At 66.8% G+C, this 21,794-nt stretch carries 22 protein-coding genes; 2 read left to right on the forward strand and 20 right to left on the reverse strand.

Annotated features, from left to right (window positions below):
* Window positions 1-298 precede the first annotated feature (298 nt).
* Genes ahbB (V6M37_RS14860) through V6M37_RS14880 form a run of 5 tightly spaced genes read right to left on the reverse strand, consistent with a single transcriptional unit; the run spans window position 299 to window position 3,945 of the window.
* Window positions 299-817 (reverse strand): siroheme decarboxylase subunit beta, encoded by a 519-nt coding sequence (ahbB, locus tag V6M37_RS14860; RefSeq protein ID WP_332674604.1) that lies wholly within the window; start codon window positions 815-817, stop codon window positions 299-301.
* On the reverse strand, window positions 817-1,299 hold the full coding sequence (locus V6M37_RS14865) for an Lrp/AsnC family transcriptional regulator (RefSeq protein WP_332674606.1): 483 nt from the start codon (window positions 1,297-1,299) through the stop codon (window positions 817-819). The genes ahbB (V6M37_RS14860) and V6M37_RS14865 overlap by 1 nt, the downstream gene beginning before the upstream one ends.
* Window positions 1,296-2,348: a siroheme decarboxylase subunit beta gene (ahbB, locus tag V6M37_RS14870; protein ID WP_332674607.1), complete on the reverse strand. Its 1,053-nt coding sequence runs from the start codon at window positions 2,346-2,348 to the stop codon at window positions 1,296-1,298. The genes V6M37_RS14865 and ahbB (V6M37_RS14870) overlap by 4 nt, the downstream gene beginning before the upstream one ends.
* 1 nt (window position 2,349) lies before the next feature.
* A complete protein-coding gene (locus V6M37_RS14875) occupies window positions 2,350-3,540 on the reverse strand; it encodes a cytochrome D1 domain-containing protein (RefSeq protein WP_332674609.1) in 1,191 nt (396 codons plus the stop codon).
* A gap of 36 nt (window positions 3,541-3,576) precedes the next feature.
* Window positions 3,577-3,945, reverse strand: a complete 369-nt coding sequence (locus V6M37_RS14880; protein ID WP_332674611.1) for a c-type cytochrome — start codon at window positions 3,943-3,945, stop codon at window positions 3,577-3,579.
* Window positions 3,946-4,164: 219 nt separating this feature from the next.
* Between V6M37_RS14880 and cobA the strand changes: the two genes are divergently transcribed.
* Window positions 4,165-4,992: a uroporphyrinogen-III C-methyltransferase gene (cobA, locus tag V6M37_RS14885; protein WP_332674613.1), complete on the forward strand. Its 828-nt coding sequence runs from the start codon at window positions 4,165-4,167 to the stop codon at window positions 4,990-4,992.
* Window positions 4,993-5,044: 52 nt separating this feature from the next.
* On the forward strand, window positions 5,045-6,778 hold the full coding sequence (locus V6M37_RS14890) for a cytochrome D1 domain-containing protein (RefSeq protein ID WP_332674615.1): 1,734 nt from the start codon (window positions 5,045-5,047) through the stop codon (window positions 6,776-6,778).
* Between the two features lie 81 nt (window positions 6,779-6,859).
* Here V6M37_RS14890 and V6M37_RS14895 read toward each other — a convergent pair whose 3' ends face one another.
* The 15 genes from V6M37_RS14895 to pheA form a co-directional block, all read right to left on the reverse strand.
* The gene (locus tag V6M37_RS14895; RefSeq protein ID WP_332674617.1) at window positions 6,860-7,105 is read right to left on the reverse strand and encodes a GlsB/YeaQ/YmgE family stress response membrane protein; all 246 of its coding nucleotides are present in this window, start codon (window positions 7,103-7,105) and stop codon (window positions 6,860-6,862) included.
* Window positions 7,060-7,929 carry a 3'-5' exonuclease gene (locus V6M37_RS14900; RefSeq protein WP_332674619.1) on the reverse strand — a complete coding sequence of 290 codons (870 nt, stop codon included), beginning with the start codon at window positions 7,927-7,929 and terminating at the stop codon, window positions 7,060-7,062. Before V6M37_RS14900 ends, V6M37_RS14895 begins: the two co-directional genes overlap by 46 nt.
* A complete protein-coding gene (locus V6M37_RS14905; RefSeq protein ID WP_332674621.1) occupies window positions 7,929-8,351 on the reverse strand; it encodes a YdbL family protein in 423 nt (140 codons plus the stop codon). The genes V6M37_RS14900 and V6M37_RS14905 overlap by 1 nt, the downstream gene beginning before the upstream one ends.
* The gene (locus tag V6M37_RS14910) at window positions 8,348-8,539 is read right to left on the reverse strand and encodes a hypothetical protein (protein WP_332674623.1); all 192 of its coding nucleotides are present in this window, start codon (window positions 8,537-8,539) and stop codon (window positions 8,348-8,350) included. Before V6M37_RS14910 ends, V6M37_RS14905 begins: the two co-directional genes overlap by 4 nt.
* Window positions 8,540-8,602: 63 nt before the next feature.
* The gene (locus V6M37_RS14915) at window positions 8,603-10,663 is read right to left on the reverse strand and encodes a hypothetical protein (RefSeq protein WP_332674625.1); all 2,061 of its coding nucleotides are present in this window, start codon (window positions 10,661-10,663) and stop codon (window positions 8,603-8,605) included.
* Window positions 10,623-11,513 carry a cysteine synthase CysM gene (gene cysM / locus V6M37_RS14920; RefSeq protein ID WP_332674626.1) on the reverse strand — a complete coding sequence of 297 codons (891 nt, stop codon included), beginning with the start codon at window positions 11,511-11,513 and terminating at the stop codon, window positions 10,623-10,625. The genes V6M37_RS14915 and cysM overlap by 41 nt, the downstream gene beginning before the upstream one ends.
* Window positions 11,514-11,622: 109 nt before the next feature.
* Window positions 11,623-12,945 carry a UDP-glucose dehydrogenase family protein gene (locus V6M37_RS14925; protein WP_332674627.1) on the reverse strand — a complete coding sequence of 441 codons (1,323 nt, stop codon included), beginning with the start codon at window positions 12,943-12,945 and terminating at the stop codon, window positions 11,623-11,625.
* A gap of 62 nt (window positions 12,946-13,007) precedes the next feature.
* A complete protein-coding gene (gene lapB, locus V6M37_RS14930; RefSeq protein WP_332674628.1) occupies window positions 13,008-14,183 on the reverse strand; it encodes a lipopolysaccharide assembly protein LapB in 1,176 nt (391 codons plus the stop codon).
* 5 nt (window positions 14,184-14,188) lie between these two features.
* Window positions 14,189-14,503 carry a LapA family protein gene (locus V6M37_RS14935; protein ID WP_332674629.1) on the reverse strand — a complete coding sequence of 105 codons (315 nt, stop codon included), beginning with the start codon at window positions 14,501-14,503 and terminating at the stop codon, window positions 14,189-14,191.
* A 97-nt stretch (window positions 14,504-14,600) separates the two neighbouring features.
* On the reverse strand, window positions 14,601-14,885 hold the full coding sequence (locus V6M37_RS14940; RefSeq protein ID WP_332674630.1) for an integration host factor subunit beta: 285 nt from the start codon (window positions 14,883-14,885) through the stop codon (window positions 14,601-14,603).
* Window positions 14,886-14,897: 12 nt separating this feature from the next.
* A complete protein-coding gene (rpsA, locus tag V6M37_RS14945; protein WP_332674632.1) occupies window positions 14,898-16,607 on the reverse strand; it encodes a 30S ribosomal protein S1 in 1,710 nt (569 codons plus the stop codon).
* A gap of 104 nt (window positions 16,608-16,711) precedes the next feature.
* Entirely contained in the window at window positions 16,712-18,646 is a 1,935-nt protein-coding gene (locus V6M37_RS14950; RefSeq protein WP_332674634.1) for a bifunctional 3-phosphoshikimate 1-carboxyvinyltransferase/cytidylate kinase, read from the reverse strand.
* A gap of 2 nt (window positions 18,647-18,648) precedes the next feature.
* A complete protein-coding gene (locus V6M37_RS14955) occupies window positions 18,649-19,551 on the reverse strand; it encodes a prephenate dehydrogenase (protein ID WP_332674665.1) in 903 nt (300 codons plus the stop codon).
* 25 nt (window positions 19,552-19,576) lie between these two features.
* On the reverse strand, window positions 19,577-20,674 hold the full coding sequence (hisC, locus tag V6M37_RS14960) for a histidinol-phosphate transaminase (RefSeq protein WP_332674636.1): 1,098 nt from the start codon (window positions 20,672-20,674) through the stop codon (window positions 19,577-19,579).
* 45 nt (window positions 20,675-20,719) lie between these two features.
* A complete protein-coding gene (gene pheA, locus V6M37_RS14965; RefSeq protein ID WP_332674637.1) occupies window positions 20,720-21,784 on the reverse strand; it encodes a prephenate dehydratase in 1,065 nt (354 codons plus the stop codon).
* Between the last annotated feature and the right edge of the window lie 10 nt (window positions 21,785-21,794).

Genomic DNA, 21,794 nt, shown 5'->3' on the forward strand with positions numbered 1-21,794 from the left:
TATTGTTTTGCACTTCCTTCTCCTTGTGCGATGCGGGATGTCCTACTTACCGGGGTGGATATTGACCCCTCCGAAACCGGTAATCTTTGATGTGCCTTAAATTTCCACAGACGTTGTGGGGATTAATGCTGAAGCCCCAATCATTGCGATGTGAAATGCCACGCAGGTAGGGCGCGGCGGCACGAAAAACGGGGACAAACAAGCGCTGCGGCCGGGCTTGCGCCATGCCGGGCGGGTCGTCGGTGGCGAGGCTCACTGCGCTCGGGCTGGAAGCGAAGGGGGCATGTCGTTCGCGTGTTCAGCCGGGAGCGCCGAGGCGCAGCCCGGTCTTTTTCAGGATCGCCGACGAGAACAGCAGGTCGCGGGCCCGGCATGCGCCGGGGAAGCGCTCGCCGATACGCGCCTCGATATCGCCGATCTGGCGTTCGACGGCGTCCCGATTGCGGCCGTGCACCATCGCGAAGAGGTTGTACGGCCACTCAGGCAGGCGGCGCGGTCTGCGGTAGCAGTGCGTGACGCCGTCGAGCGCGCCGACGAACTCGCCGACAGCATCGACGCGCGCATCGTCGATATCCCAGACGCTCATGCCGTTCGCGGTATAGCCGATCGCGTAGTGGTTCGGCACCGCGCCGATGCGCCGGATCACGCCGCGGTCGAGCATCGAGCGCACGCGCGCGAGGAGCTCGTCGACGCCGATCCCGACGCTTGCGGCGACCTCGTCCCACGGCCGCGCGACGAGCGGCAGGCCCGCCTGCGTCGCGACGATGATGCGGCGCTCGACGTCGTCCGCAGTGCCGATGCCCTGCTGTTCGCCCATCACGCCTCCAGCTTCATCTCGACGAAGTACTCCCGTTCCTTCGGGAACCTGAACACCGGCAGGCCGGTGGCCGCCTCGATCCGCCCCGCGGTGTCCGCAATGCCGGCCGGCGTCTCGGTCGCGAGCACGAACCACATGTTCAGCGCATGCTCGCGGCGGTAGTTGTGCGCGACCTCGGGAAACGCATTGACCGCAGCGGCGACGCGCTCGAAGTCGGGCTCGGGCACCTGCATCGCCGCGAGACAGAATGCGCCGCCGATGCGCTCGATCTGGAACATCGGCCCGAAGCGCGTCAGCACGCGCGCATCGAGCAGCCGGCGCACGCGGGCGATGACCTCCGCCTCGGCGAGGCCGACGCGCTTGGCGACCTCCGCGAACGGCTCGCGGCTCAGCGGAAAGTCGCCCTGCAGCGCGTTGATCAGCGCGCGGTCGGTCGCATCGAGCTCGGCCCGCGCGCCAGCCGTTTTCATCGTGTCCGTCATGCGGCGGCCTCGGTGAGGTAGCGGGCGCCGTGCTGCTTGAAGCGCCGACAGCTGAACAGCACCGCATGCGGCCAGCGGTCGAGATCCAGCCGTTCGGCGAGCTCGTCGCGCAGCGCCTGCACGCGGTCGCGCGACTTGCCATGGATCATGCAGAACAGGTTGTAGCGCCAGTGCGGCGGCACCCGGGTGCGCCGGTAGCACAGCGTGACCGCCGGCTCGCCGGCGAGCAGCCGCCCGAGCGCCGCGACCTGCTCGTCCGGGACGTCCCAGACGCACATCGCGTTCGCTCGGAAGCCGAGTTCGTGGTGGCGCACGACGACACCGAAACGCTTGATCAGTCCATCGTCGAGCCATCGGCCGAGCAGCGCGATCGCCTCGGTCTCGTCGAACCCGGCTCCGCGCGCGAGCGCAGCGAACGGCCGCGGCTCGAGCGGCAGCCCCGCCTGCAGTCCGGTGATCAGCCGGCGCTCGAGCGGGCCGAGCCCACAGGCACGCTCGCCGAGCGGCGGCAGCTCCGGCGACCGGCGGCGCGCCCGGGGGCGGGCGCCGCCTGCGAGATCGAAGCCGAGATCGATGTGGAACTCCTCTTCGAGCGGCAGCACGATGACCATGCAGCCGGTATCGCGCTCGATGTCGGCGACGATCCAGCAGAGTCGCTCGATCGTCGCCGCGGTAACGACGAACCACAGGTTGAACGCATGCTCACGCTGATAGTTGTGGTTCACCTCGGGGATCGCGCTGACGCGCGCGGCGATCTTGTCGAGTTCGGCGACCGGTGCCGCGAGCGCCGCGAGCGCGCTCGCACCGACCCGTCGCGGCGCGAATACCGCCCCGACCCGGCTGACGACGCCGGACTCGATCCAACCGCGCAGCGCCGCGAGCACCTCGTCCTCCGTCAGGCCACACGCATCGCCGACCGCGGCGAACGGCGCCTCGACGAGCGGGAAGCCGCGCTGGAAGTCGTTCAGCAGCCGGAAGGTCGCCGCCTCGCGCGCGAGCGCGTCGGGCGCGGATCGGATGTTCGCCGCAGTTGCGCTGGCCCCCGCCATGTCAGAAACCCGTCCTGAACGCGCGGCTCGTGAAGAATATCCCGCTCGGGCTGGCGGCCGGCAGCTCCGCAAGCTTGTCGCGCTTCGCGGTGCCATAGACGACGACCTTGTTGTCGTCGCGCGCCGAGATCCACACCGCCTCACCCTTCGGCGTGAACTCCATGTGCAGGATCGCGCGGCCGGGCTGAAGCGTGTCGACGACGCGGTGCTCGAATGTGTCGATGACCTGCATCCAACCGTTGTCGGGGAATGCGAAATTGACCCAGACCTCGCGGCCGTCCGGCCGCGCCATCACGAACACCGGCTGGCTCTTGACCGGGATACGGCCGACTTCCTTCCACGTGCCGAGTTCGACGACGAGCACTTCGTGCCGGCCGATCGCCGGTAGGTAGGCGCGGCCGGCGGCAACCGCCCAGCCGCGCAGGTGCGGCATCTTGTACACCGGCAGCGCCTGCTCGCCGCGGCCGTAGCCGGGCAGGATCGTGCGCACGCCCTGCGCCGGCTGCCACAGGTCGAGCATCGACAGTCCGTCCTCGCCGAACAGGCCGGCGATGTAGTAGCGGCCATCGGGCGTCACCAGCGCGTCGTACGGCTGCTTGCCGGCCGGGTAGCGCTCGGTCTTCGGTTGCCGCGGATCGGAGAAGTCGGTGACGCGGATCTCGTTCGCGTCGAACAGCGAATAGACGAAACGGTTGCCCGGCAGGTCGGCGAGCCCGACGACTTTCGATCGCTTGCCGTCGCTGCCATAGGTCGCCGGCACATCGGCGAGCAGTTCGAGCGTGTCGGCGTCGAACGCCTTGATGCCGCCCGGCTCGTAGTTCTGCGCGACGAGGATGCGGCCATCCTGCGAGATCGCGCCGCCGATCGCGTTGCCCGCCTGCACGACGCGGCCGGCGATCTCGGCGCGCAGCAGATCGACTTTCGTCAGCCCGCCGTCGCGCCCGAAGACGTATGCGTAGCGGCTGTCGCGCGAGAAGACAACCGACGCGTGCGACAGGTCGCCGAGCCCGGACACCTGCGCGAGCGCGCGGCGACCGGTCGTCTCGACGACCTGAAGCTGCCCGGTCGCCCGCTCGACGACGACGCCGAGGTCGCCCGTGCCGCGCAGCGCGGCCGGAGGCTGCGATGCGCACGCCGACAGCAGCAACACCGGAACCACCCACCAGAAGTACTTCGCGAAAGTCTGCAGCATCGGATGTCTCGTTTCGTTTCGGAAGTGCGTCGCGGCTCAGCGCGGCGCTCGCGACCCACCGGCGGGCCCGGGGTCCGACGGAAAACCTTCGATCAGACGCTCGACGATCCACTGCGCCTCGCCCTCGGAGACGATTCCGCGGAACGGCGGCATCGGCGTGCCGGGCCGGCCGCCGACGATCGTCACGACGAGTCCTTCGACGGGCTTGTCGCGCAGCGTCGCCGGCGTCAGCGCCGGGCCGAGCCCGCCGGCGAGCGTCAGCCCGTGGCACGACCCACAGTCCTGGCGGACGATATGCACGAGTTCGCGCTGCCGCTCGTCGTCGGGTGCGGCGCCGCCGGCCTGCGCAGGCGCTGCGACGAGCGCGGCGATACTGGCCGCGAACAGGACAAGTCGATCGGACACGCTTCAACCCTCGGTGATGGAAACCGCGGCCCGGTCAGTCGCCCGGAACTCGATCCGCGGTGCAGCCGGAGTATCCGCCCCGCATCGATTCGCGCTCCTTGATATCGGTTAATTTCCCGGACGGGAAGTAGGGCTAAAGTGGCGGCGTTCGAACACCTGTTCGCGCCAACTGACATCGCCGCGAGCGACCGTTTCGCGGCATACGCGGAGAGCCCATTCATGAGCAAGCATGTCGACGGCATCCACAGCCCGGCCCCCCGCGAGGCGCACGCGGGACACTGCCGACCCGGCAAGGTGTACCTCGTCGGTGCCGGGCCCGGCGATCCGGAGCTGCTCACGCTCAAGGCAGCCCGTCTGCTCGCCGACGCCCGCGTTGTCGTCTACGACCACCTCGTCGGCGAAGGCATCCTCGGTCTGATCAATCCCGCCGCGCGGATGATCTACGCCGGCAAGGAGGCGGGCCACCACGCGCTGCCGCAGGACCGGATCAACGGCCTTCTCGTCGAGCTCGCGCGCGGCGGCGACAACGTCGTCCGGCTCAAGGGCGGCGACCCGTTCCTCTTCGGCCGCGGCGGCGAGGAACGGGAGGAGCTGCTCGCGGCCGGCGTCGAATGCGAGGTCGTCCCCGGGATCACCGCCGCGTGCGGAATCTCGGCCTGTACCGGCATGCCGCTGACGCATCGCGACCACGCGCGCTCGGTCGTCTTCACGACGGGGCACCTCAAGGACGGGAGCGTCAACCTCGACTGGACCGCGCTCGCGCGGCCGAACCAGACGGTCGTGATCTACATGGGGCTCGGCGCGCTCGACATCATCTGCGCGCAGCTCATCGCGCACGGGCTCGCCGGCGGGACGCCCGCTGCGGTCGTCCACAAGGGCACGACCGACGGACAGATCGTCGTGACCGAGCGCCTCGACTGCCTGCCCGGCGCGGTCAGGCGCGCCCGGCTCAAATCGCCCGCGCTGATCATGATCGGCTCGGTCGTATCGCTTCACGCTTTACACGGAGGCGCAGTACAACCGGATCAACTCGCTATGACGGCGTGACCGCCTATAACAGCAGGGCGGAACGCGAATTCTTCACTCAAGGAGACCGATCATGAGTATGAGAAGGAAATGGACGACGGGCGCACTTCTGCTGGCGGCGCTGCCTCTCGCGATGTCGCAGGCGTTCGCGCAGGCGAACACCGAGGAGCACGTCGGCGAGGCGGAAGCGAAATACCAGGCCGGCGGATCCCCGCTGGCGGGCGTCGAAATGTACCAGGACATCAATCCCGACGCGCCGAAGATGACCAAGGCCGAATTCGCGAAGGGCCAGAACATCTACTTCCAGCGCTGCGCCGGCTGCCACGGCGTGCTGCGCAAGGGCGCGACCGGCAAGCCGTTGACTCCGGACAAGACGCTCGCGGCCGGCAGCGAGTATCTCAAGGTCTTCATCAAGTACGGTTCTCCCGCCGGGATGCCGAACTGGGGCACCTCGGGTGAGCTCACGGACGACGAAGTCGACCTGATGGCGCGCTACATCCAGCAATCGCCTCCGCAGCCGCCGGAATTCGGCATGCCGCAGATGAAGGAGACGTGGAAGGTCATCGTCCCGCCGGAAAAGCGGCCGACGAAGAAGATGAACAACTACAACATCGCGAACATCTTCTCGACGACGCTGCGCGACACCGGCGAGATCGCGCTGATCGACGGCGACACGAAGAAGATCATCAACATCGTCAAGACCGGCTACGCGGTGCATATCTCCCGCATTTCCGCGTCCGGGCGTTACCTGTTCGTGATCGGTCGCGACGCGAAGATCAACATGATCGACCTATGGATGGAGAAGCCCGACAACGTCGCCGAGATCCGCATCGGCCTCGAAGCGCGGTCGGTCGACACGTCGAAGTTCAAGGGCTACGAGGACAAGTACGCGATCGCGGGCGCCTACTGGCCGCCGCAGTTTGTGATCATGGACGGCGACACGCTCGAGCCGCAGAAGATCGTCTCGACGCGCGGCCTGACGGTGGACACGCAGGAGTATCACCCCGAGCCTCGCGTCGCCGCGATCGTCGCGTCGCACTTCAAGCCGGAGTTCGTCGTCAACGTCAAGGAAACGGGCAAGACGCTGATGGTCGATTACTCGGACATCAAGAACCTGAAGATGACCGAGATCGGCTCGGCCCGCTACCTGCACGACGGCGGCTGGGACGCGTCGAAGCGCTACTTCATGGTCGCGGCGAACCAGTCGAACAAGGTCGCCGCGATCGACGCGAAGGACGGCAAGCTCGCCGGCCTCGTCGATGTCGGCAAGATCCCTCACCCGGGGCGCGGCGCGAACTTCACGCATCCGAAGTACGGCCCGGTGTGGGCGACCGGTCACCTAGGCGACGACACCATCGCGCTGATCGGCACCGACCCGGTGAAGCACAAGCAGTACGCGTGGAAGATGGTCGACACGCTGAAGAGCCAGGGCGGCGGATCGCTGTTCATCAAGACGCACCCGAAGTCGAAGCACCTCTATGTCGACAATCCGCTGCACCCCGACGCGAAGGTCAGCCAGACCGTCGCGGTGTATGACCTGGGCAACCTGCAGGCGGGCTCGAAGGTGCTGCCGATCGCCGAGTGGGCGGGCCTGAAGGATGACGGCGCGAAGCGGGTCGTGCAGCCGGAATACAACAAGGACGGCAACGAGGTGTGGTTCGCCGTGTGGTCGGGAAAGGACAAGGAGTCCGCGATCGTCGTCGTCGATGACAAGACGCTCGAGCTGAAGACAGTGATCAAGGATCCGAAGCTGATCACCCCTACCGGCCACTTCAACATCTACAACACACAGCACGACGTGTATTGATTTCCGGGGGCTCGACACGAGCCCTTCGGATGTCCTCGCGAACGGCCGGCGACAAACTGGCCGTTTTTTTATTTGCGCCGGCTACCGGCGGCGCAAGCGCGTGAAGACGAACAGGATGATGATCGCGCCGACGATCGCGCCGATGAAACCGGCAGGTTCGTCCGCGCGATAGAGGCCGAGGAACTGCCCGCCGTAGGTCGCGAGCATCGCGCCCGCAATGCCGAGCAGCGTCGTCAGGATGATCCCGATTCCGTCGCGGCCCGGATGCAACAGACGGGCGATCAGCCCGACGATGAACCCGATGACGATTGTTCCGATGATGGACATGCGTACCTCCTGCCGAATCCCCGTCCATCTTCGGGCGCCCTCTCGGGCCATGCTGCAAGAAACTGTTTCCAGTGCGGCGCATCGATACGCGCGAGGGTCTCCCGGACGACCGCGAGTTCCGCCGCGTGCGCAGCGGCGTCGAGCTGGCCGCGCATGCGCTGGAATCCGAGATACACGAGATAGGTATTCACGACATCGGTCTCGCAATAGTCGCGGATTTCCGCCGCTCGCCCCTCCTGCCACGCCGACCACACTGCCGACCCGTCCATCCCGAGCTTGCCCGGGAAACCCATCAGCTTCGCGAGTTCATCGAGCGGCGCATTCGCGCGCGGCTGATACAGCGCGAGCAGGTCCATCAGGTCGAGATGGCGGCTGTGATAGCGGCCGATGTAATTGTTCCACTTAAAATCGCGCGAGTCGTGGTAGTCGCCCTCGCCCTGGTCCCAGTAGCGCGGCGCCGTAACGCCGTGCTGCATGCCGCGGTAATGCAGTACCGGCAGGTCGAAGCCGCCGCCGTTCCACGAGACGATCTGCGGCGTGTAGCGCTCGATGCCGTCGAAGAAGCGCTGGACGATCTCGCCCTCGGTGCAATCAGGCTCGGACAGCGAGAACACGCGGAACTGATTCGCGTCGCGCAGCGCGCACGAAATCGTCACGATGCGCTGCAGGTGATGCTGCAGGAAGTCGCTGCCGTTCGCGGCCCGCCGCTGCTGGAACGCAAATTCGGCGACCTCGTAGTCGCTCAGGTCGGCGGGCAGGTCGTTGAGCGCGCGGATGCCGGCGACGTCGGGGATCGTTTCGATGTCGAAGACGAGGATCGGCATCACTTGCGCCCCCAGCCGCCGCGCTGCACCCACCAGCCGGACGGTGCGCGGTCAATCCAGCGTTCGCCGAAGGTCTTGCGCACGTCGGCTTCCCATTCGGGGTGCCCGTTCGCGCGCGCGATCTCGCGGTAGAGCGCCGCGCGATCGGCGTTTTCCGCCGCGACCAGCGCATTCACCTGGCCGCGCTGCGCGAGCGGCACCCCGGAAGCATCGCGCAGTGCGACGTTGCCGTCGGCGGCGAGGCCGATCACGCCCGAGTCATACAGCGGTGTGAGCTGCGCATGCCGGCGCTGCATCGATTGCTTCAACGCCGCGATCGCCGGCGTGTCGATCTCGAGGTTGCCTTGCGCGACGGCGAGGCCGGCGACGCCGAGCAAAATAATCGCGAACCACGCTCGGACAATGGGCATCAGCGGGATCATTTTTCGTCTCCTTCCATCGGTTGCGGCGCGGCCGGCGTCGCGCCGCCGGGCAGTTGCCAGACGTCGTCGATGATGCGATCGGCCGCCTTCTCGGCGGCCGCCGCCGGAAAATAGATGTTGATCGTTACGCACGCGCTGGCGCTGGCGACAAGGGCGCCGAGCATCGCGATGCTGCGGAGGGCAGTCATGCGGACTCCTGAAGGACCGGCGCTACGCCGGGAAGGATGTGGGCGTCGCCGCAGCGGCGGTCGCTAGCGGACGATCGGAGCGGTGTTCGACGCGATCACCCGCTGCAGCCGGCCGATCAGTACGTTCCAATCGACGCGGCGATTGTAGCCGATGACATTCAGCGCCGGGATGCCGCCGCCGCGCACGAGGTAAAACCCCTCGCCCGCGCCGCCGACATCCGCGAGGCCACTCATCGTGCATACGCCGCGGCGCAGGACGCAGGAAAGACCGATGTCGCGATAGCCGAACGTCTCGAACAAGCCGATGAAGCCGCGCTGCAGCGCCGCGACCGCACCGGCTCCGCCCAGCGCGCCGATGTTCTGCACCGCCCGCTGGCTGACCCGGCGACCGTATGAACCCGGGCTGCTCGCGACGCGCGCATCGAACTTCACCGGTCGCCACCCGGCGAGGTCCAGCCCGACGATGTCCGCGTCGATCAGACCGGTGATGCTCCCGAACGAGAAGGTTTCGGTCAGTTGCCCGAGGTCGATCGACCGCGCCTCGACGTCCGTGTAAAGATGCGGCGCGACGCCGAAAGGCTCGAGAAGATGCAGACCCGTCGCCTGCACGTAGCCGCCGAAGACCGAGATCACTAGTGCGCCGTCGAGCGCGATCTCGCCGGGCGAGACGCGCAGGTTCGGCAGCGACGCGGCCAGCGTGCCGGACATCGCGGGCAGGCCGGCCGCCTCGGTCAGCCGGCTCATCGACACCGGCTCGACGACGAGTGCACCGCTCCCGTGCCAGCCCGTCCGATCCTTGCGCAGCACCAACTCGTCGACGACGAGCGCGCCGTCGAGCAGTGGCACTTCGACGCGTTCGACCTCGAGGCGGGATCCGGAAAGCCGGGCCGCAACGTCGAATTCGCCGAGCGCTAGTGTCTGCCAGCGGCCGCCGCCGACCGCGAGCGTCGCCACGATTTCCCGGTCCGCGCGCCATGGCACGGAGCCGGTCAGCGGACCGAAGCTCAGGGCCTTGTCAGTCAGCCTGAACGCGGCCTCGTCGAGCGCGACGTCGAGCGCGCGCAACGCCCCGTTTTCGATCTCGATCCCGGCGCTCAGCCGGCCGGCGAATTGCAGTTGCGCGGCATCGGCCGGAGCGAGCGCCGGCGCGAGAAAGCGCGGACCGACGACCGCGAGATCGGCATCGGCGACCGACAGCGCGAGGCGGCGCAGGGCAGCCTTTCGCAGGTCGAACTTGCCCGCGGCGGCGATCGTGCGCACACCTGCAAGCTCGAGATGCGCGCGATCGACGGTGAGCGAACCCGACGTGTACCGCCCCGCTGCGTCGATCACCGGACCCGCGACGAGGTAGACCGGATGTACATAGGCTTCGCCGCCGGTCCACGCGACACGCCCCTCCCAGTTCCATCCTCGAGCCGCGGCGCGGGCGCGCACGTTGACGTCCAGCGCGACCTTTTCCGCCGCGCGGAGGCCGTCCGCGCTCGCGAACCCTGCGTCCCGGAGCGTGGCCGAGGCGATGAGCCGGCCGCCGTCCTCGCCCGGCGAATAGTCGAGGCGCCCGTCGAGGCGCCCGCTCGGCTGCCATGACGCGAGTTCCGCGAGTCCGGCGGCGAGTCGGGCGACGCGGACGCCTGCGAGCCGAAGCTCGCCCCCTCCATCGCGCCCCACGGACAGATCGACCGCCTCGCCGTCACCGAAGCGCAGAGTCGCCTCGCCGCTCCCGTCACCGGTGTCGAAGCGGAAACCGACCGCCGCGGCGTCGATCAAGCCGGGCACCGAGAGCGTGCCCGCGCGGCAGTCGACGACAGCGCGCTCGAACCGGAACCGGGCGCAGCGGATGCTCGAACGCTCCCAACGGTGCCCTCCGGCCTCGATGCCCCGGATCGCCATCTGCGCGGTTTCGCCGTCCCCATCGATGCGGACGCTCAGTCCGTCGATGACGAATGCGGGGTGCTCGAAGCGGCCGAGTTCGAGATGCAGCGAGCCGACGGATGCAAGCGCCGGCCGGACGACGATCAGCAGGAGAAGGAGCAGCGCGAGGCGGCCGCGCGGAAAACGGGCCGCACCGCCCGCGTGGGGGCGATCAGCCGGGGAAAACGCCCGTCGACAGATAACGGTCGCCACGGTCGCAGACGATGGAGACGATCACGGCGTTCTCGAGTCCGGCGGCGAGTCGCACCGCGACGTGCAGCGCCCCGCCCGACGAGATACCGGCGAAGATTCCTTCCTCGCGGGCGAGCCGGCGCGTCATCTCCTCGGCGTCCGCCTGGCTGACGTATTCGAGCGCGTCGACCCGCGGCTTCTCGTAGATCCTGGGCAGGTAGGCTTCGGGCCACTTGCGGATGCCCGGAATCTGCGACCCTTCCTCGGGCTGGCAGCCGATGATCCGGATCGCGGGATTCTTTTCCTTCAGGTACTGCGAGCATCCCATGATCGTGCCGGTCGTCCCCATGCTGCTGACGAAATGGGTGATGCGTCCGCCGCTCTGCTCCCAGATTTCGGGACCGGTCGCTTCGTAGTGCGACAGCGGGTTGTCCGGGTTCGCGAATTGGTCGAGGATGATCCCCTTACCCTCGTCGCGCATCCGCTCCGCGACATCGCGCGCCATTTCCATCCCGCCTTCGCGCGGCGTGAGCACGAGTTCGGCCCCGAACGCGCGCATCGTCTGTCGGCGCTCGATGCTCTGGTTTTCCGGCATCACGAGGATCATCCGGTAACCGCGCATCGCCGCCGCCATCGCGAGCGCAATGCCAGTGTTGCCGCTGGTCGCCTCGATCAGCGTGTCGCCGGGACGAATGTCGCCGCGCGCCTCCGCGTGCACGATCATCGACAGCGCCGGCCGGTCCTTCACGGAGCCGGCCGGGTTGTTCCCTTCCAGTTTCGCGAGGATCACGTTGTTGCGCCCCGCGCCGATGCGCTTCAGGCGCACGAGGGGCGTGTGGCCGACGTAGTCTTCGAGCGTCTTGTATTCCATTTCCCGGTATTCCATCTGCTGCGAATGCCCGATATTAAGCGGGCGCCACGGGCGGGCACCCCGGCGCAGCGGCATAAGCTTATAGCAGTGGCCGTGCCGGAAATCCCGTTCAGCGGCGGCCGATGCCGTGATATTCGAGACCGTAGCGCTTCATCACCGCCGGCTCGTACATGTTGCGGCCGTCGAACACGACCGGCGCCCTGAGGGTCTGCCGGATGCGTTCGAAGTCGGGGCTGCGGAACTCCTTCCATTCCGTCACGATCACGAGCGCATCGGCGCCTTCGAGCACGCTCATCGGGCGCTCGACGAGGGTCAGCCGGACGTCATCGCCGAAAATGCGTCGGGCCTCGCCGACCGCGACCGGATCGTAGGCCGCAACCGTCGCGCCGCGGCGGAACAACTCGGCAACGACCGTCCGGCTCGGCGCGTCGCGCATGTCGTCGGTGTTGGGTTTGAACGCGAGCCCCCACAGGCCGAAATGCTTCCCGGAAAGGTCTTCGCCGAAACGGGCGACGATCTTGTCGACGAGCCGCAGCTTCTGCGCCTCGTTCGCCGACTCGACGGCGTTCAGTATCTGCAGGTCGTGACCCCGTACACGGCCGATGCGCATCAGCGCTTTCACGTCCTTCGGAAAGCACGAGCCACCGTAGCCGCAACCCGCGTACAGGAATTGCCAGCCGATGCGCGGGTCCGAGCCGATGCCCTGGCGAACGAGCTCGATGTCGGCGCCCAGCGTCTCGGCTAGGTTCGCGAGCTCGTTCATGAAGCTGATGCGTGTCGCCAGCATCGCGTTCGCCGCGTACTTCGTCATCTCCGCGCTCTTCACGTCCATGACGAGGACCTTTTCGCGATTGCGCTGGAACGGACCGTAAAGCTCCCGCATCAGCTCGATCGCGCGTTCGTCCTCGGCGCCGACGATGATGCGGTCCGGGCGCATGAAATCCTCGACCGCGGCGCCTTCCTTCAGGAACTCGGGGTTCGAGACGACGCTGAATTCCAGGTTCGACTCCCGCCGGCGCAACTCGGCGGCGATCGCCGCGCGGACCTGATCACCGGTCCCCACCGGAACCGTCGATTTGTCGACGACCACGCGGTACCCGTCCATGTAGCGGCCGATGTTGCGTGCCGCGGCGAGCACGTACTGCAGGTCGGCCGAGCCGTCCTCGTCGGGCGGCGTGCCGACCGCGATGAACTGCATGGTCCCGAAGCGAGCCGCGGCCTCGACGTCGGTCGTGAAGGACAGCCGCCCGGCCGCGACGTTGCGGCGCACGATCTCGAGCAGTCCCGGCTCGTGGATTGGGATGTCGCCGCCCTCGAGGACCCGGATTTTCGCGGGATCCAGGTCCAGACACAGCACGTCGTTGCCGACATCCGCAAGACAGGCGCCGCTGACGAGTCCGACATATCCGGTTCCGACGACAGATATCTTCATGGTGCGCCCCCTGTTGAAAGGTCAGACTTCGGTTGCTGCTCGTAGGCGGACGGCGGACGCCCTCAGGGCTCGAGGTCGTATTCCTCCGTCCGGCGCGGCGGATAGGTCTCCCAGCCGCCGCACGCGGGGCAGCGCCACTGGAACTGGCGCGCCTTGAAACCACATTCGGTGCAGCGGTAGCGGGCGACACGACGGGTATGATCGTGGATCAGTTGCTTGACGAGCTCGATGTCGCTGCGCTGCTCGGCCGGCGCGCTCAGAAGCGCCGCTTCGAGCAGCTTGTCGAGTCCGAGCAGCGTCGGGTTGCGCCGCAGCTCTTCGCGGACGAGATCATAGGCGGCACGGGCGCCAGCCTTTTCGAGTTCCCAGTGGAAGACTTCGTCGAGCAGATCCAGCGACGGATGCCGCTCGAGCCACGAACGCAACAGCGTCTGGCCCTGCTCGACCCGGCCGAGCCGCCGATGGGCCTCCATGACCCGCTCCGCGACGAGCGCGAGATAGACCGGATCCTGGCTCTCGACCCGTTTCCACGTCTCGATCGCCTCCTCGTAGCGCTGCTCGGCGACGAGCACGTCTCCGAGCACGAGGCTCGCCCTGACGCAACGCCGGTTGACCGCGAACGCCTCGTCCAGGTAACGACGTGCGGCGTCGAGGCGCGAACTCGCCACCGCGGACGTCGCGAGCTCGCAGTAGAAGTTCGCGACCTCCTTGCGCCACAGCACACTCTCGTGATCCGGAAGGGCCTTTGCGGCCTCGACCGCCTTCTCCCAGTCCTTTTCCTGCTGGTAGATCTCGAGCAGGAACCGCATCGCGAGGTCGTTGAGCCGCGAACCGCAAAGCCGCGCGAAAACCGCCTCCGCGCGGTCGAGCAGGCCGGCTTTCAGGTGATCCTGTCCGAGTTCGGCGAGCGCCTGCAGCCGCTGCTCCTCGGAAAGGTCCTCGCGATCGACGAGGTTCTGATGCATCCGGATCGCGCGGTCGGTCTCGCCGCGGCGCCGGAACAGGCTACCGAGCGCGAAATGCAGCTCGACCGTCTGCGGATCGATCTTCACCGCCTCGATGAACGCGTCGATCGCCTTGTCCTGCTGCTCGTTCAGCAGGAAGTTCAGGCCGGACAGATACGAGCGCGGCAACGCGCGCGACTCATGGACGACCTGACGGATGTCGATGCGGGCGGCAAGCCAGCCGAGCGCGAAAAACAGCGGTAGCGCCAGTAGCCACCAGAATTCGATGTCCATATTGTTCAGAACATCTCGGGCGCCTGGACCTCGGGCAGACGCTCCGCCGACGCGGGCGCGGTCTCACGTTCGCGCAGCGCCCGGTCGAGCTGTCGCCGCAGCCGGGCGATTTCGCGACGCTGCCGCAGCAGTGAGCCGAAGGTCGCCGTTACTCCGAGCAGTGCACCGGCCGAAAACGCGACGAGGATCACGAACACCAGCGGCAGTTGCCAGTGGCTACCGAAGAAAAACTGGAGGCTCACGAGATGGTCGTTCTTCACTGCGAAACCGAACAGGAAGAAGAACAGCAGCAGCCGGATTATCCACATTACGATGCGCATGGGCGTCGATTATCTCTGAGCGAAACGCAAAAAAGAAGGCGGCTCGCGCCGCCTTCCCACACTATTGTGTTGCAAACTGAATACCGATTGCCGCCTGTCATCCGGCAATATCGACGCGCTCCCGCAACTCCTTGCCCGCCTTGAAATGGGGGACGTACTTCTCCGGCACGAGCACCTTGTCGCCGGATTTCGGATTCCGTCCCACGCGAGGCGGCCGGTAGTTCAGCGCGAAGCTGCCGAACCCCCGGATCTCGATGCGATCCCCGCGCGCGAGCGCGTCGGACATCGCATCGATCACCATCTTGACCGCGTAATCGGCGTCCTTTGCGACCAGCTGCGGAAAGCGTGCCGCCAGCTTCGCAATCAGCTCCGATTTGGTCATGACAGCCCGAGCTTAATGCTTCTGCTCGTTGAGCTTAGCCTTCAGCAGCGCACCCAGGTTCGTCGTACCGCTGGCGGCAGAGCTGTCAGCGGCGAGCTTCTGCATCGCATCGCTCTGCTCGGCCTGGTCCTTCGCACGGATCGACAGGTTGATCGAACGCGTCTTGCGATCGACGTTGATGATCATCACCTCGACTTCCTGCCCTTCCTTGAGCACGGTCGTCAGGTCGTCGACACGATGCGCAGCCGCTTCCGAAGCGCGCAGGTAGCCTTCGACTTCGTCATTCAGGGCGACGACCGCGCCGCGCGCGTCGACCGATTTCACGGTGCCGCCGACGATGCTGTTCTTCTCGTGCGTCGCGATGAAGTTCGTGAACGGATCGCCCTCGAGCTGCTTGACGCCCAGCGAGATGCGTTCGCGCTCGACATCGATCGCCAGCACGACGGCCTCGACTTCGTCGCCCTTCTTGAAGCGACGCACGGCTTCTTCGCCCGCGTCGCTCCATGACAGGTCGGACAGGTGAACCAGACCGTCGATACCCCCTTCCAGGCCGATGAACACGCCGAAGTCGGTGATCGACTTGATCTGGCCGCGGACCTTGTCGCCCTTCTTGTGATTGATCGCGAAATCGTCCCACGGGTTCGACATGCACTGCTTCATGCCGAGCGAGATGCGGCGGCGGTCTTCGTCGATCTCGAGAATCATCACTTCGACTTCGTCGCCGAGCTGGACGACCTTCGTCGGGTGGATGTTCTTGTTGGTCCAGTCCATTTCGGACACGTGGACCAGACCTTCGATGCCCTGCTCGACTTCGACAAACGCGCCGTAGTCGGTGATGTTGGTCACCTTGCCAAACAGACGCGTGCCCTGCGGGTAACGGCGCGAGATGCCGACCCACGGATCTTCGCCGAGTTGCTTGAGGCCCAGCGAGACGCGGTTCTTTTCCTGGTCGAACTTGAGGACCTTCGCGTCGATCTCGTCACCGACGTTGAGCACTTCCGACGGGTGACGCACGCGACGCCAGGCCAGGTCGGTGATGTGCAGCAAACCGTCGATGCCGCCCAGATCGACGAACGCACCGTAGTCGGTGATGTTCTTGACGATACCCTTGACGACGGTGCCTTCCTTGAGGTTTGCGAGCAGCTTTTCGCGCTCTTCGCCCATCGTCTCTTCGAGCACGGCGCGGCGCGACACGACCACGTTGTTGCGCTTGCGGTCGAGCTTGATGACCTTGAATTCGTATTCCTTGCCTTCGTACGGCGAGGTGTCCTTGACCGGACGCATGTCGACCAGCGAGCCCGGCAGGAACGCACGGATGCTGTTGGTCATGACGGTCAAACCACCCTTAACGCGACCCGAGATCAGCCCCTTGACCAGCGTGCCTTCGTTCAGCGCCCGCTCAAGGTCGTTCCACGCGGCGATGCGCTTGGCCTTCTCCCGCGACAGGCGGGTTTCGCCGTAGCCGTCTTCCAGTGCGTCGATGGCGACGTGGACAAAGTCGCCGACAGTGACTTCGAGTTCGCCGCGGTCATCGCGAAACTCTTCGATCGGCACATAGCTCTCGGACTTGAGGCCGGCATTCACGACAACGAAGTTGTGGTCGATGCTGACCACTTCGGCAGTGATCACCTCGCCGGAGCGCATTTCCTGCCGGGAAAGGCTCTCTTCGAACAGATCGGCGAAACTTTCCTGGAAATCGGAAACGGGGGTGGCAGTCGTCATAAAGAATGGAAATCCAAAAACCGCCCGAAAGCGGCACGCAGGGGTTGATTGAAAAAATAGGCGTTCAGACCTATGTCCGGCCACCCACCTCAGAGGACGCTCGATCAGGAGCGCGCCCGGTCCAGCACGAAACCAACGGCCTGATCGATGCCCATTTCGGTCGTATCGAGCAGCACCGCATCCGGCAATTTCTTCAACGGAGCCAGGGGCCGGGCGGCGTCGCGCGCATCCCGATCCTGAAGATCCTTTAAAAGACTTTCCATGTTAGCAGCCATCCCCTTTTCCATCAACTGCTTATAGCGACGTTCCGCGCGTGTATCGGCCGTTGCGGTGAGGAAGATCTTCGTCGCGGCATCGCGGAATACGACCGAGCCCATGTCGCGCCCCTCGGCGACGAGCCCGGGGGCGCGCCGGTAATCGCGTTGTCGGTCGAGCAGCGCCGCGCGAACGCCCGGCATCACCGCGACCCGGGATGCGCCGACCGAACAGGCTTCGGAGCGGATCGCGTCGGTCACCTCGACGTCGGCGAGAAACACCTGCGCACCCTCGAATCGCGCCGGCAGTTCGCCCGCCAGTGCCGCGAGCGCCGGCTCGTCATCGAGCGACACATCGGCTCGCATCGCGGCGAGTGCGACAAGACGGTACAGCGAGCCGCTGTCGAGGTAGTGATAACCGAGTGCGTCGGCGACGCGGGCCGCGACCGCCCCCTTGCCGGATGCCGAGGGACCGTCGATCGCGACGACTGGGACCGGCCGCGCAATCTCGAAAAAGCGCTCGAAGTAAGTCGGGAAAGTCTTATTGACACATCTCGGGTCGTTGATCCGGACGCGACAGCCGCCGAGACTGACCAGCGAGAAGCACATCGCGACGCGGTGGTCGTCGTAAGTGTCGATCGCGGCCGCCGTCAGCGCGGCCGGCGGAGTGACGCACAGGTAATCGCCGCCTTCCTCGACCGTTGCACCGACCTTGCGCAGTTCGGCGGCCATCGCCGCGATGCGATCGGTTTCCTTGACGCGCCAGCTCGCGATGTTGCGCAGGCGGCACGGGCCGTCGGTGAACAGCGCGGCGACCGCGAGCGTCATCGCCGCATCCGGGATGTGGTTCAGATCGAGATCGAAGGCCTTCAGCGGCCGGGCCTCCGGGGCTGCGGCCTCGATCCAGTTGTCGCCGAACCGGATTTCGGCGCCGAGGGTCGCGAGCGCCTCGGCAAAACGCACGTCGCCCTGAATGCTGTCGCGGCCGACGCCCTCTACCCGTACCGGACCGCCACCGATCGCGCCAGCCGCGAGGAAATACGACGCGGACGACGCGTCGCCCTCGACGAAAACGGTCCCGGGACTGCGATAGCGAACGCCGCCGGGCACGACGAAACGCGCCCAGCCCTCGCGCCGCACGTCCACGCCGAAACGCTTCATCAGGTCCAGCGTGATCGAGATGTAGGGTTTCGAGATCAGCTCGCCGGCGACTTCGATCGTCGTCTCGACGCCGGTCAGCGGCAGCGCCATCAACAGCGCCGTGAGGAACTGGCTCGAGACATCGCCTCGCACACGAACGACGCCACCGGGCTGGATCGTCGCGGGGAAAATGTGAAGCGGAGGGAAACCGTCAGTGCCCGTGTAACGGACGTCGGCGCCGACCTGCCGCAGGCCGTCGACGAGATCGCCGATCGGCCGCTCGTGCATCCGCGGCACGCCGGACAACCGATACTCGCCGCCCGACAACGCGAGCGCGGCCGTCAAGGGGCGGAACGCCGTGCCCGCGTTACCGAGAAACAGGTCCGCGTGCGTTACCGGGAACGTGCCGCCCGCGCCGGTGACGTGGTAAGTGTCGCTGTCGCCATCCCGCGACCACTCGATGCCGAGCACGCGCAGCGCATCGAGCATCCGTTCGACATCGTCCGAGGCGAGCAGATCGCGGATCTCGGTCTTGCCGTCGGCGAGCGCCGCGAGCAGCAAGGTGCGGTTCGAAATACTCTTCGAACCGGGCAGGCGCACGCAGCCGCGCGCGCTCAGCATCGGCGGAAGATCGAGAAAGTCCATGATCACTCCGAAGGGAAAGCCGGGTCGTGCGGACCCGAAAACTGCTCGGCCCAGGTATTGCGCGCGGTCCGCGCTTGGTCGAAAAGCTGCTCGAGCCGTTCGCCGTCGCCCGACAGGAGAAGCGCCCGAAGATACGCAAGCTCGGCGAGGTACTGGTCGAGTTCGGCGAGCAACGCCTGCCGGTTCGCCAAGCAGATGTCGCGCCACATCTCCGGGTGACTGCCGGCGATGCGCGTAAAATCACGGAAACCGCCGGCCGCGAAGTCGAAGAGCTGCCCCGCATTCGCGCGCCCCGCAAGGTCATGGACAAGCCCGAACGCGAGCAGGTGCGGCAGATGGCTCACCGCCGCGAACACGCGGTCGTGCTCCTGCGGCGGCATTTCGTGGATCTGGGCGCCGCAGGCCTCCCATACCTCGCGCACCCGCAACACCGCGGCGGGCTCGTTCTCGGGCAGCGGCGTGACGACAACTTTCCGCCCCGCGTACAGGGTTCCGAAAGCGGATTCCACGCCGCTTTTCTCCGCCCCGGCGATCGGGTGCGCCGGCACGACGGTCGTCAGGTTAGCGGAGAGATGGCGATAAACCGCTTCGATGATGTCCCGCTTCGTGCTGCCGGCGTCGGTGACGATAGTGCCCGGCGCGAGATGGGGCGCCATCGCCGCCATCACCGCATCCATCTGCCCCACGGGCGGCGCGAGCAGCACGAAGTCCGCGCCGTCGAGCGCCGTACTCCACTCATTCGTCGCCTCGTCGATGACGCCGAGCGCGACCGCCCGGGCGAGCGACGCCGCGCTGCGTCCGATGCCGACGATCCGCCTTGCTACGCCGGCCTGGCGCAACGCGAGCGCGAACGACCCGCCGATCAGGCCGACCCCGCAGACGACGAGCTTCTCGATCACCGTCACCGCCATACGAATCGCCCTCGCATGATCACGAAAGCGCCTGCCGCAGCGCGGCGATGAACCGCGCGTTCTCTTCGGGCAGCCCGATCGACACCCGCAGCCACTCGGGCATGCCGTAGCCCCCAATCGGACGCACGATCACGCCCTCCTGCAGCAGCGCGCGATTGACCGCAGCGGCGTCGCCGACCTTGAACGCGAGGAAATTGCCTGCCGACGGAATCCATTCGATCGAGAGTTCCGCGAGCGCTTCGGTGATCTGCGCCATGCCGCGGTGATTGAGGTCGGCCGTCCGCTCGAGGAATTCCACGTCGGAAAGCGCCGCCACGGCCGCCGCGAGGGCGACGCTGCTGACGTTGAACGGCTGCCGGACGCGGTTCATCAGGTCCGCGACCTCCGGGTGGCCGATCCCGTAACCGACGCGCAAGCCGGCGAGGCCGTAAGCCTTCGACATCGTGCGTGAGACCAGCAGGTTCGGAAAGCGCGGCAACCACGCGAGGCTGTCGTAGCGCTGCTGCGCACCGAGATATTCCGTATACGCCTCATCGAGCACGACGAGCACGTCCGACGAGACGCTCGCGAGGAAAGCCTCGATCGCCGCCCCTTCGACGAAGGTGCCGGTCGGATTGTTCGGATTCGCGATGAAGACGATGCGCGTGTCCGGCCGGATCGCCGCGGCCATCGCCGGCAGATCGTGTCCGAAGTCCTTCGCGGGCACTTCGATGCCGACGGCGCCGGTGGCGTTCGTCGACAACGCGTAGACCGCGAACGCGTGCTGCGAGAACACCGCCGACCGCCCGACGCCGAGAAACGCGCGCGCCGCGAGTTCGAGAACGTCGTTCGAGCCGTTGCCGATCACGAGTTGGTCCGGCTGAACGCCGAAGCGGGCGCACAGCGCAGCCTTGAGATCGAATGCGTTGCCGTCCGGGTAACGTTCGCCGGCGACGAGCGCGGCCGCTGCGGCCTCCTTCGCGCGGCTGCTCATTCCGAGCGGATTCTCGTTGGAGGCCAGTTTCACGATGCCGGCTTCCGGGATCCCCATTTCGCGGGCGAGCTCTCCGATCGGCTTGCCGGGTTCGTACGGCGAAATCCGGCGGATGTATTCGGGAGCGTTGCTGCCGACGGTCATTGCGGTCTCCTGACTAGTGTCTCTTGCGTGCGTGCCGCGGCCCGTTCAGATCACGGCGACCGGGTACGAGCCGAGCACCTTCACGAAGCCCGCCCGGTCGTTCAGCTCCTTCAGCGACGCGCCCACGGCGGGATCGTCGCGGTGCCCTTCGATGTCCATGTAGAACACGTACTCCCACAAGCCGGCACGCGCCGGGCGCGATTCCAGCTTGGTCATGCCGACGCCGTGCTGCGCAAGCGGGGCGAGCAGCGCGTGCATCGCGCCCGGCCGGTTCGCCGCCGCGCAGACGAGTGACGTCTTGTCGTGCCCCGAGCGCTCCGCGTCATGGTGCGCGATGACGAGGAAGCGCGTCGTATTGTTCGGTTCGTCCTCGATGTTTGCGGCGAGCACGTTCAGCCCGTACAGCTCGGCCGCAGCCTCGCCGGCGATCGCACAGGACTCCGGGTCCTCGGCAGCGAGCCGCGCCGCTTCCGCGTTGCTCGCGACCGGCACGCGCGACAGGCCGGCGAGCTTGCGGTTAAGCCACTCGTGGCATTGCGCGAGCGACTGGGCGTGGGAATACAGGCGCTTCGCCGCGCCGATGCCTTCCGCCTTCGACAGCAGATGCTGGTGAATGCGCAGATTGACCTCGCCGCAAATCTGCAGAGGGTTTCCGAGCAGCAGGTCGAGCGTCCCGCCGACCGCGCCTTCGGTCGAGTTTTCGACCGGCACGACGCCGTAGTCCGCGTTGCCGGCCTCGACGGCACGGAAGACGTCCTCGATCGTTGGCGCCGGCGTAAAGTTCGGCGCCGAACCGAAGTGCTTGCGCGACGCGCTCTCGGAAAACGTGCCGGCCGGGCCGAGGTACGCGACGCGCAGCGGGCGCTCGAGCGCAAGGCAGGCGGACATGATTTCGCGGAAGATCCGCTGCACCGACGCGTCCGGCAGCGGTCCCGGGTTCGCTTCGCCGAGCCGGCGCAGGACCTGCGCCTCGCGTTCCGGCCGATAGAGGTTCCCCTGCTTGACCTCCCCGATGCGTTGCGCATTGCGGGCGCGCTCGGCGAGCCGGATGAGGATCTCCTCGTCGAGCCGGTCGATATTCTTCCTAAGCTGCAGCAGTTCGTCGCTCATCCTCGCCCTT

Source organism: Aromatoleum sp. (assembly GCF_036675785.1).
GTDB lineage: Bacteria > Pseudomonadota > Gammaproteobacteria > Burkholderiales > Rhodocyclaceae > Aromatoleum.